Source organism: Streptomyces sp. CRN 30 (genome assembly GCF_034105845.1).
Genome location: NZ_JAVRHI010000359.1, coordinates 1 through 11,089, shown reverse-complemented (window position 1 = coordinate 11,089; position 11,089 = coordinate 1). Strand labels below are relative to the sequence as shown.

7 protein-coding genes and 1 pseudogene are annotated in these 11,089 nt (G+C 71.7%); 3 read left to right on the top strand and 5 right to left on the bottom strand.

The features are described from left to right. Window positions 1-167: 167 nt before the first annotated feature. The 5 genes from UW392_RS38065 to UW392_RS38045 form a co-directional block, all read right to left on the bottom strand. On the bottom strand, window positions 168-320 hold the full coding sequence (locus UW392_RS38065) for a DUF6760 family protein (RefSeq protein WP_320779807.1): 153 nt from the start codon (window positions 318-320) through the stop codon (window positions 168-170). Further along, entirely contained in the window at window positions 317-832 is a 516-nt protein-coding gene (locus tag UW392_RS38060) for a hypothetical protein (RefSeq protein ID WP_320779806.1), read from the bottom strand. Before UW392_RS38060 ends, UW392_RS38065 begins: the two co-directional genes overlap by 4 nt. Then, window positions 832-1,281 carry a phage tail protein gene (locus tag UW392_RS38055; RefSeq protein ID WP_320779805.1) on the bottom strand — a complete coding sequence of 150 codons (450 nt, stop codon included), beginning with the start codon at window positions 1,279-1,281 and terminating at the stop codon, window positions 832-834. The genes UW392_RS38060 and UW392_RS38055 overlap by 1 nt, the downstream gene beginning before the upstream one ends. Before the next feature lie 53 nt (window positions 1,282-1,334). Then, window positions 1,335-2,939, bottom strand: coding sequence for a phage tail sheath subtilisin-like domain-containing protein (locus UW392_RS38050; protein ID WP_320779804.1), 1,605 nt, complete (start codon window positions 2,937-2,939; stop codon window positions 1,335-1,337). A gap of 739 nt (window positions 2,940-3,678) precedes the next feature. Further along, window positions 3,679-3,945 (bottom strand): hypothetical protein, encoded by a 267-nt coding sequence (locus tag UW392_RS38045; RefSeq protein ID WP_320779803.1) that lies wholly within the window; start codon window positions 3,943-3,945, stop codon window positions 3,679-3,681. Between the two features lie 289 nt (window positions 3,946-4,234). On the opposite strand from UW392_RS38045, the gene UW392_RS38040 reads away from it, so the two are divergent. From UW392_RS38040 to UW392_RS38030, 3 genes and pseudogenes are all read left to right on the top strand, one after another. After that, window positions 4,235-9,781, top strand: a complete 5,547-nt coding sequence (locus tag UW392_RS38040) for a hypothetical protein (protein WP_320779802.1) — start codon at window positions 4,235-4,237, stop codon at window positions 9,779-9,781. A gap of 111 nt (window positions 9,782-9,892) precedes the next feature. Then, on the top strand, window positions 9,893-10,498 hold the full coding sequence (locus UW392_RS38035; protein ID WP_320779801.1) for a DUF4157 domain-containing protein: 606 nt from the start codon (window positions 9,893-9,895) through the stop codon (window positions 10,496-10,498). Between the two features lie 81 nt (window positions 10,499-10,579). Further along, window positions 10,580-11,089 (top strand): annotated as a pseudogene (locus UW392_RS38030) (hydrogenase expression protein); the annotation flags it as partial.

Below are 11,089 nucleotides of genomic sequence, written 5' to 3'. Positions count from 1 at the left end.
GGCGCCGGAACGGCGGCGGGCGACGGCTCCGGGGAGACCGGAGCGGGCGCCGCCGCCTCCGGTACCGGGGACGCCACGGTCGCGGAAGGCACGGCCGGCCCGGTGGCCGGTGCCGCGCCGGCGGGGCGGGTGCCCCGGCCGCGCAGACGGTCCATGAACCCCACAGGTCAGCCCTCCGACCGCGTCACGAAGGACGCGATCTGCTCCGTGTACCGGCGGCGGTCGTGGTGTTCCAGATCCAGGATCGCCTCCAGGCCCCAGTGGAAGTGGTAGGCGACGTACGCGATCTCCTCGTGCAGCCGGTCGGTCGCGTACGTCACGATTCCCCCAGGCGGCTCCCGCCGAGTTCCACCTCGAAGGGCTCGGAGCAGTGCGGGCACTGGACCGCCGCCCTGGTGTGTCCCTCGGCGTTGATCTGACGGTAGAAGTCCTGGAGGAACGCCAGGTCGGAGGCGAACATGTTCTCCACGATGCCGTCGTGCACCATCGACAGGTTGCCCAGCCGGGTGATGACGCGGCCGAGCAGCACCACCGACAGGTACGCCGGGTTCTCCTGCACACGGACGTCCCGCAGCGGGATCAGCTCGTCCCGTGCGGTCGACAGACGCATCACGCCGTCGCGGTGGACCGTGCCGGAGTCGTCGACGTAGCCGCGGGGCAGCTCGAAGGGGAACTCGGTACGCAGTGTCTGCCGCGGGGCCACGTCGGCCGGCGGCGCCGCGGCGGCGGGGACCGGAGAGGTGCTCTCCGGTCCCGCCGCCGCGGGCCGCTCGGCCACGGGCGCCGCGGCGGCCGAGCTCGCGCTCGGCGCGCCTACAGCCGAACGCCTCATTACTCGATGACCAGCTCTTCGTACACGATGGTCACGGTCTCGGTGAGGGCGCTCGCGTCGCCCGCCTTCACCGAGCTCGCGTCGATCTTGCTGCACCAGGCGTTGCGCAGGTTGTAGCGCTTGATCGGGTTGTCCTCGTAATCCATCAGGATGATGGACGCGTTCTTGCGGGCCGTCGCCATGCGGCCGTTGAGGGAGTCGTTGATCCACTGGGTGAACGACGCCGACTGGGTCATGCCTCGGACGACGGTGCACTGCCCGTCCTTCGGCGCGCCCGGCATCACGGCGACGCTGTTCTTGCCGGTGGTGCCCTGGTTCTGGCGGAGCCGGATGACGTCCTGTTCGAGGGTGAGACCGCTGACCTCGGAGAGGTACTCGACCATCACGCCGTCGATCTGGAGTCCGAAGTTGATTGCGACGAGACTGTCGTCGGGCAGGGGCAGAGCCATCTGTTCGCTGTCCTTCTAGGAGGGTGAGGGGCGGGGGGTGAGGCGCGGTCCGCCTACTCCTCCAGCTCGCCGCTGCCGCTGGAGAACTGGGCCAGCCGGAAGATCACGAATTCGGCCGGCTTGACCGGCGCGATGCCGATCTCGCACACGACCCGGCCGAGGTCGACGGACTCCGGCGGGTTGGTCTCCTCGTCGCACTTGACGTAGTACGCCTGGTCGGGGCTCTGGCCGAAGAGCGCGCCGTTGCGCCACTCGTTGACCAGGAACGCCGAGATGTTACGCCGGATGCGGGCCCAGAGGTTGTGGTCGTTCGGCTCGAACACCACCCACTGGGTGCCGATCAGGATCGACTCCTCCAGGTAGTTGAAGTACCGGCGGATGTTCAGGTAGCGCCACGCCGGGTCCGAGGACAGGGTGCGGGCGCCCCAGACGCGGATGCCGCGGCCCGGGAAGGAGCGGATGCAGTTGACGCCGATCGGGTTGAGCAGGTCCTGCTCGCCGCGGGTGATCTGCAGTTCCAGGTCGATGGCGCCGCGGATGACCTCGTTGGCGGGGGCCTTGTGCACACCGCGCTCGAAGTCGTTGCGGGCCCAGATGCCCGCCATGTGACCGCTCGGCGGGACGACGCGGGCCTGGCCGGTGGCCGGGTCGAAGGACTTGATCCAGGGGTAGTACAGGGCGGCGTACTTGGAGTCGTAGCCGGCCGTCTCCTGGCGCCAGACGCGGATCTGACGGGCGTTCAGACCGGGCGGCGGGTCGATGATGGCGACGCGGTCGCCCATCAGCTCGCAGTGGGCGATTATGCCGAGCTGGACGGCCTTGACGGCCTCCAGGTCGATCGCGCCCGCCTGGTAGGCGGCCATCAGGTCGGGGACCGCGACCATGGAGATCTCGTCGATCGCCTCCAGGCCGCCGAAGCCGGTGCGGTCGGCGCTGTCGCCGAGGTACTGGGCGGGGCCCGGCTGGGCGATCTCGTCCGGGACCTTTTCGAGCGGCGTGGCCGGTGCGGGCGGCGCGGCCAGGGTCACCGTCTGGTTCTCCGGGCGGACCAGCTGCGCGGCCGGCGCGGCCTCGGTGACGGTGATGAGCTTGGAGCGCTCCTTCACCTGGGTGACGACGTAGGAGCGGTTGCCCTTCTTGGCGCTCACGTCGAAGGACTCGACCGGCTTGTCGCCGTCCTTGACGATCAGCTTGAAGCGCTCGGCGGGGCCCTCGCCCTCGGGGTCGGCGACCTCGACGGTGAGCGGGCCGTTCTGGCCGGTGGACGTGGCCGTCACGGCGAACGTGCCGAGCTGCTTGGGCTCGGCGGCGGGCAGCGCGGCGCGGCCGGCGGCGCCGTTCACGGCGGCCGGGTTCTTGCCGCCGGCGACCGCGTCGCCGTCGGTGTCCGCGGACGAGCCGCCGACCCGGACGACGTACGCGGCGGAACCGCCGTTGTTGAAGAAGCCGTAGACGGAGTGCGCCAGGTAGTACCCGTCGGTGAAGTCACCGAAAGACGCGACGTACTGCGTCCAGTTGGTCACCAGCGTCGGCTCGTTGAGGGGCCCGGTGGGCGCGAGCCCGACGAAGGCGGCCACGGACGTGCCCACCCCCTCGATGGGGCGCGAGCCGCTGGCCACCTCCTCGACGTAGACGCCGGGCGACAGGTAGGACGGCATGCTCTGCTCTCCTAGAGGGTACGAGACAGGACGCCCCTCAGCGTCACGCGCGCGTTGCCCCTGTCGAAACGGCCTCCGGTGCCGGACCGGGGGCATTTTTGTTGCCCCCGGTCGTGCCCGTTGGGGCAGACTCCCCGTTTTTCCCTGGTGGTCGCCCGCCGTTTCTGCTGTAACAGCGTGTGTTGAGTGTCAGTTCGCCAGGATGTCATTCCGTGGTCACTCCCCGGTCCGGGGAGGGTCGTCCCGCCGCACCGGGCACGGCACCGCGGGGCGAGGACGGTGACGGGACCGCGGCCGGCCGCGCTCGTCGGGCAGGGGTGTGGGCGTTGGGCGCAGGGCGGCAGATCGACGGCGCGGCCGGGGAGCGGGCGACGGCACCGGCGGCCCCCGTGCGGACGGGTGGGGTGCGGGCGCCCGCCCCCGGAGCGCTGCCGGCGACGGCCGCGGGGCCGCGGGCAGCGCTGGGCGCGCAGCGGATGATGGCCATCCAGCGACTGGCCGGGAACTCGGCGGTGAGCCGGCTGGTGACCGGCCGGCAGACGGACGACGGTTCGCACGAGATGTCGGAGCTAACGACCGAGCGGACGGCGGTCACCGGGACGACCGCGTCGGCCGGCCAGGAGGTCGACGCGCTCGCCGGCCACTACCTGGGGATGACCCCCAAGGGCCCGGCGGGGGAGCCGGAACCCGCTCCCGCCGCGCCTCCGAGTGCGCAGTACCCGCCCGTGACGCTGCCGCCCTACCTGATGGACATGTCCTCGTCCGGCCATTCCACGGTCTTCGCGCTCCCGGAGGAGGACATCGACGCGGTCGTCCGGGTGATCCGGGGCACGGATCTCAGGGGCGCGCCGAGCAACCGCCAGGACGTCGACGCGTCGGAGGTCCGGGCGCGGCTGAAGAGCGAGCCGGAGACCTTCTTCGGCCGCGGGCGGACCTTCCCCCTGAAGGGGAAGAAGAAGCGCACCTTCGACGTCACGGTCTCCATCGGCCCGGTGTCCCAGCGCATGCCGTTCCCGGAGCTCTTCCCCAATCCGGGCCTGCCGAAGGGCACGGGCAGTGGCCTGACGCCCCAGCAGGAGGCGGACGCGGCGGCGCACACGGACGCGGGCGTCAAGGACGACAACCAGCTCGCCGCCACCGGCGGCCACAATACGGGCAGCCACCGGACCGCGTCACCGGGGTTCAACCCCAGCGCGAAGGCGTACGGCACACCGGACGGACTCAACTACGTCGGTGGTCACTTCGGGGCCGGCGGTGGCTTCCACTCCGAGCGCAGCCGGCACGGCGGCCGGGCGGTGACCGAGGCACGGACCCTGCGTAGCGCCCCGCTGTCGGTCCGGGTGAAACGCCAGGTGCGGTACGCGGTCCGGATCAAGCAGCAGGACGTGCCCGATCCGTTCGTCGGGGGGCACGTGGGCGGCATGGAGATGCGGGTGCCCATGGAGTACATGGTTCCCGCGGGCACCGCACGCCCGACCTTCGCCGGGTCCCTCGACGCCGCGCGGAGCGCGGAGGTGGGCGCAGCGGTCTCCCTGTCCACGCTCGGGGTGGAGGACACCGGTGACCCGCACCAGGGTGGGAAGGGACTGTTCGACGCGGTGGCCGGGGCGGTCCACGGGCGGATGAGCGCGTCCGGCACCCCCGGCCGCGAGCAGCTCTACGCGGAGGTGTCCCGGGAGACCATCCACCGGCAGATGCCGCGCCTGCTGGCGGGCTGGGTGACGAGCGACGTCCTGCAGTCCGACCAGAAGCACCGGGAGTCCCGCGGCGTCTTCCGGATGCGCGCCGAGATCATGCAGATGGAGCCCCTGCTCGGGCCGGCGCCCGGGAAGGCCGGCGAGGCCACGGGCGAGTCGTCCGCCGGCGGCCCGCAGGCCCGGGACCAGCGGCCGACGGGCGGGACGGTCGGCGCGGGCCCCGACCAGGCGCGGCACCACCAGACGGTCGCGAGTACCCAGGGTGTCGCGGCGGCCACCGGTTCGAGCGGGGGCGTGGAGGGCGGCTTCGCGTACATCCTCGGCGTGCCGGGGGCGGCGGCCCTGCGAGCCAACCTGGTGGGAAGCGCGGGGGCGAAGAACATGGGTTCCTCGTCGCTCGACCGGACCACGACCGTCCGGCAGGGCGCCGAGGTCCGCGGACCCAAGGTGCTCTTCCTGAGCAAGGTCAGACTGTTCGTGGAGTACGGCGGTCCCCGCGACGGAGACCACATCACCAAGGCCCGACCCCGCACCACGCACCATGACATCGAAGCCTGGATGAGCCTGCGCAAGGAGGAGGCGTACCACCTTCTCGGCGACGAACTCCCCGCGGACGCCTCGGTCCGCCCGCTGTACGACAGGCGCAAGCGCACGGCGGACGGCAAGACGGAGCTGAAGAACGCCGACGGGACCGACCAACTGCACGACCGGTATCTGCAGTTCGACGGCATGGGGAACAGCACGACCCTGACGCACCTGGACACCAAGCCGCTCATCGCCTACCTGGAGCAGGCGTTCTCGGACAGGAAGCTCGGGCTCAAGGGGGAGTACCTGCCCGAGTTCGGCACCGAGGCGGAACCCTTCTTCATGGATCCCAAGAAGGGCGACGGCGACCGGCTGCTGACCAACCTCAGGATGCTGCACGAGGAACTCTCCCCGGCCCGTCTCGCCGTCCAGAAGAGCCGGCTGCTGGGCGGCGGCGTGCTGGTACGGCTGCGCAGCAAGACGGACATGAAGTCCCGGGACGTGGAGATCCGGGTGCACGGCACCATCGGGGACATCGTCTACGAGGGCGACACGGCGGACTGGCTCAACCGCAACAGCGCGGGCGCCGGCTGGAGCGCGCAGACCGGCAAGGACACCTCACGCCAGGGCAGCGTACGGCTGGAGGGCCAGGCCACCGAGGGACACTTCGGTGTGCAGACGTCGGTCAACGCCGGGTGGGCGGACAGCCGCGGGGTGCACGGCGGCCCGGTGGGACGCACCGACTCCCTCAACGCCGGGTCCACGACCACCAGCACCTTCGGCACCGAACTGCGGCTCAGCGTGGACGTGGTCCGGACGTCACGGCCCCGGACCCTGGAACGGAGCATCCTGCCCGGCGCCCCGGGCCGGGACATGCCGGAGGACGAGCCGTTGTTCACCTCCGAGGCGGGCAGGACGATCGCGGGCCTGACCAACCAGAAGGGCAGGACGCCCCAGGTGCGGGAGTTCGCCGACGCCGCGCAGCAGGTGAAGCTCTCCACGCCCGCCGAGTTCACCGTCGACTCCGCCGACCAGCGGGTGACGGCCGCGGCACCCGAGGAATCCCAGGCGCTCGGGAAGGGCGCACCGGCGAGCATCTCCGCGCTGGCCACCATGGGCAGCGGCGGGAACGGCGTGCGGGACTGGGAGTACATCGAGACGGTCGGCAGCGGCGAGCCGCTGTCCGAGCTGGCCTTCCAGCTGCTGGCGCGGGCCGCAGCCAAGGCCGACGAGGGCGACGGCGACCGGGTCTTCGAGGCACCGGCGCTCGCCCCCAGACTGGCGCTCAAGGAGCACTACAGCCCGGAGGACGTCCGGTCGGACCTGCGCGAAGGGGTCGACGCCCACCGGGTCGTCACCGGGCTGCGCTACCCCCGGCGGATCCAGACCCTGGAGGGGTCGGTCGGCGACCACTTCGAACTGACCCTCGCCTCGCCCCAGCCGCTGCGCGAGGTACTCGGTGTCGGTATGGAGAACATGCAGCTCGGTGGGCACCAGGCGGCCGGCGCCAAGTCGAGGACGAAGACCAAGGGCGTCGCGGGGGGAGCCACCGGTACCGAACGCGGGGACGGCTTCCGGGTGCGGGAGGCCGTCACCGCCGTGCGGGGCACGGGTGAGACAAGCGGTGAGACGGTCGCGACGGGCGCTACCGTCGAACGCAACGCGGTCCACCCCCGGGCGCGCGAGTCGCTCTTCCTCGTCCAGTGCCACCTGACCGCGACCGTGATCGCGGAGGTCAAGCCGGGGCACGGGTTCTCCCCGGTGACCAGGGGAGGCAGCCGCAGACTGCCCCGGCAGGTCGCGCTGTGGCTCACCGCCGACCAGCTGGCCAAGGCCGGGATGGGGAAGAACGCGCTACAGGTGTGGCGGGAGAAGGAAGCGGAGAGGACCAGGGCGAAGCAGGAGGCGGCGCTCGAAGAGCACCGCAAGTACCTGGAGAAGGCGGACGCCGAGGACCGGGCCAAGCAGGAGGCGGAGCACGACGCCCGCCGGCGGCAGGAGGAGTCCGGGCACCGCAGGACCGAGAAGGAACAACGCGGGGGAGCGGCGGCGGCCCTGGCCGAGGCCAAGGGCCGGCACGCGGCGGCCGAAGCCCAGCGCACCGGTGAGCGGGACCGGATCCTGGCGGACGACGACGCCTGGCGGGACGGGCTGCGCGCGGAGGACGAGCGGCAGGCCGACCAGGACCGCGCGGAGACCCTGCGCAGGCGGATCGAGCGGCTCCGCCTCCAGCAGCGGGAACTGGCGGACCGGCGGGCGGACCGCACCGAACAGTGGGCGCTGCGACAGGACCTGGAAGCGCTCACCACCGAACTGGCGGAACTCGAACGGGAGCAGAGCCGGCGGGAGCAGAGGGAACGCAGGCGCAGGGACCGTCTCGCGAAGAAGCGCACCCGTACCGGACAGCCCCGCAAGCGGCCCGCGGGCAACAAGGTGCGCAGGCGGCAGGCACGGCTGGAAGAGGAGCGCGCGGCCCAGGACGAGGTGCGTGACGAGAGGGCGGCGGTCGGCGCGCGGCAGCAGGAGCACGAGGACGTCATGCTCCAGCACGAGCAGGAGGCCGATGAGCGCCGCAGGGAGCAGCGGCTGGAGTTCGAGGAGGCCGACCGGGAACGGCGGGAACTGGAGGAGGAGAGGCAGGAGAGTCGCGAGAGGGAGCGGCGCGAGCGGCGGGAGCGGCTGCACGGGGTCAGGGCGCGGCACACCCAGGGCCGGGCGGCCGAGCACCTGGAGCGGCAGACCCTCAGACAGGAGGAGCGGGAGCGGCGGGCCGGGGCCGGCGAGGAGCGGCGCCGCAGGGACGACCGGCGGGCCGAGGAGCTGGAGCGCATCCGCGCGAGCAGGACCAACCAGGAGAAGTTCGAGGAGGAGGAGAAGGCGAGGACCGACAAGGCGGCGGAGGACGAGAAGAAGTGGCAGGACCGGCTCAAGGACCATCAGGGCAAGATGGACACCGCCCTGGCCGACCCCGGCGGGAAGGGCACGCCGGACGTCGCCACCACGTTCGCCCAGGGCCTGCCTCTCGGATTCGGCCTGATCGAGGAGAAACCCGACTTCCTGCCGCTCAAGGACCTGCTGCGGACGGCACTGGCCGCGAAGAACTCCTCGCTCTGCGACGACCTGCTGCCTGAGAACGAGGTCGAGGACAAGCACAAGAACGTACAGGCGCTGACGAAGCTGCTCGGCCGGGACGGTTCCATGGGCGTGCTGGCCAGCGCCATGGACGGCGGCGCGGTCATCCAGCTCAAACGCAACACCCGTACGCCCTTCCAGCGCGGCAGCGTCTACTGGCTGGAACTGCGTGTGGAGCGCACCGAGGACGGCAACGTCACCGGACTGGCCGGCAAGGACCGGGAGATCGAGTACGCGACGATCGGCTTCCACCAGCGCACCAAGAGCGAGAAGCAGTCCAGCGCACGAGGGGTTCAGCTCCCGCTCGCCGGTGCCGGGTCGACCGGCGACGCGGTGATCGAGTCCGCCGGCGGTGCCTCCGCTCTCAGGTTCGACGCGGGCCACAGCCAGCAGCGGTCGACCGCCGGCCGGGAACAGGTCGGTGTGCGGGCCATCATGGGCGACACAGGGGCGTTCCAGTCGAAGGTGCGCGTACCGGTCGGCGTCAAGCTGGTGCTGCGGTCGGATTCCGGCACCGTGGCGGAGGCGTCCCTCGCGGGCCCGCAGGAACTGGTGTACCGGGCGCTGCAGAACGACCTGAACGCCCTGGCGAAGACGGCACCGCCCGTGGAGGGCGCCAAGGCACCCGCGGCGGTCCGCCGGACGGCGGGCGAGCACAGCGAAGAGGATCTGCGTTCGTGGCGGCGTGCGGGCGGCGTCAGGCTGCCCTGGGCGGTCGTGGTCAACGGTTTCGTCGGCGCGCCCCAGGTGGTCGACACCGTACGGGGAGCCGTGCGGGACGCGGCGGGCAAGCGTTCGGAGGTGCTGGGCGGGGCCGACGAGGCCGCCTACGGACTGCGCGAGGCGGTGTCCACGGAGTGGCTGATCAGCTGGCTGCCGCAGATCGTCTCGGCGGGCGTTCCGCTGCCGCCGCAACACCTGTCCGGACCGGAGGGCTCGGACGCCGCTTGCGAACTGCACGGCAAGCTGAGGGACGGCGTGATCCTGGGCGACAGCGAGGACATGACGTTCGAACCGGTCGCGCAGACCCTGCTGGCCTCGGATTCGATCAACGGCTCCGACACCGTGGACGGCTCGGCGGTCCAGGCCCCGAGGGCGGCGGGCAACGTGTACTCGACCTCCGCCTCCCACTCCCGCTCCGGAGTCCCGCCGTTCGGGTCGGGTCCGGTGCGCGACGGTACCGACGGGCTGAACGGTGCCGGTACCACCACTGGCATGCCCGGTGGGGACATGGCGTCCAGCGGCAACAGCAGCGGCATGGTCCCGTTGCAGAAACCGAAGGACGCGACGGTGCTGGTGCAGTTCTCCCTGGACGTGCGCGCCGTGGCCCGGCTGCGTCACCGGCACACCCAGTGGATGCGCGGCGCCGAGACGGTGGGCGACCTGGAGAAGACCCTCTCGCATCCGGTGGTCGTCCGCCTGCACAAGAAGGATGTGGCCGCGATGCTCAAGGACGGGCGCCTGAGCGAGAAGAAGGATCTGAGGTAGTCCGCTGCCCGTGTGTCTGCCCCCGAGTCCGTTGCGGCGGACGGTGCCGTCGGGTGATCCTGTCGGCAAAACAAGCCCGTGCCGAACCCCCAGCGTCCCCCGAGGAGCGCCGTGCGCGCACACGAGACACAGTCCGCACATCAGGTCGCTGAGCGCGGCGCGGCCGGCCGCCCCGGCGCGCCGGGTACCGTCGCCGGCCGGATGCTGGCCCTCCAGCGCCTGGCCGGCAACGCGGCGGTGACGCAGGCCGTCCAGCGGGCCACGCACGAGCACAGCCCCGGCTGCGGCCACGCGGACAAGGAGGCGGACGTGCAGCGGCGGGTGGCGCCGCAGCCCGCCTTCGAGGAGCCGCGGGTCTCGGTGGACGAGGCGATCTCCACGGCCGGCAAGCCGCTGCCCTCGCACATCCAGGACCGGGCCGAGCAGGCGTACGGGATGAGCTTCGGGCACGTCAGGGTGCACGACAACGCGGTGGCGCAGCGCTCGGCGCTGGGGCTCAACGCGACCGCCTACACCACCGGCAGTCACATCGTCGCCCAGCGCTCCACCCTGGACGACGCGACGATGTTCCACGAGACCCACCATGTCTGGCAGCAGTCCCAGGGCAAGGTCGCGGGGACCGACAACGGCCACGGCGAGTCCGTGTCCAGCCCGGACCACTCCGAGGAGATCGAGGCGGCCGACGTCGGTACCCGCATGGCGCGGGGGGAGTTCTAGAACCGGCGCACTGCCCTTTCGGGCACGCTGTTCTGCCCGCGATCCTGCGACATCCCCGGCCGCCGTCCCTACTGTCGACAGGTGAGCCTCTGGACCTCCCTTGAGCCCGCGTCCGCGACTGTGGACCCGGGGAGCAGCACGCGTGTGCGGCTGCGGGTGCGCAATACCGGTGACGTGGTGGACGAGTACCGGTTCGAGCCGGTCGGGGACCTGGCGCCGTGGACGGTGGTGGAGCCGCCGACGCTGCGGCTCTATCCGGGGACGACGGGGACGGTGGAGCTGACGTTCTCCCCGCCGCGCACCCCGGACGCCACGGCGGGTCCGAATCCCTACGCGGTGCGGATCACGCCGACCGAGCATCCGGAGGCGGTGACCGTCCCGGAGGGCAATCTCACGATCACGCCGTTCACCGAGGTGCGGGCCGAGCTGGTGCCGGTCACGGTGAAGGGCCGTTTCCGGGGCAAGCCGAAGCTGGCGGTGGACAACCTCGGCAATACGAAGGTCACCGCGTCGATCAGTGGCAGTGACCAGGGTGATCACCTCACCTACGACCTGCATCCGGCGAGTGTGCAGATCGAGCCGGGGCGGGCG

What these genes read in the sequence shown, in the direction of transcription:
- UW392_RS38050 (WP_320779804.1), bottom strand. Translation starts at nt 2,939, where the DNA reads ATGCCGTCCTACCTGTCGCCCGGCGTCTACGTCGAGGAGGTGGCCAGC.
- UW392_RS38060 (WP_320779806.1), bottom strand. Translation starts at nt 832, where the DNA reads ATGAGGCGTTCGGCTGTAGGCGCGCCGAGCGCGAGCTCGGCCGCCGCG.
- UW392_RS38055 (WP_320779805.1), bottom strand. Translation starts at nt 1,281, where the DNA reads ATGGCTCTGCCCCTGCCCGACGACAGTCTCGTCGCAATCAACTTCGGA.
- UW392_RS38045 (WP_320779803.1), bottom strand. Translation starts at nt 3,945, where the DNA reads ATGCGCTGGGACACCGGGCCGATGGAGACCGTGACGTCGAAGGTGCGC.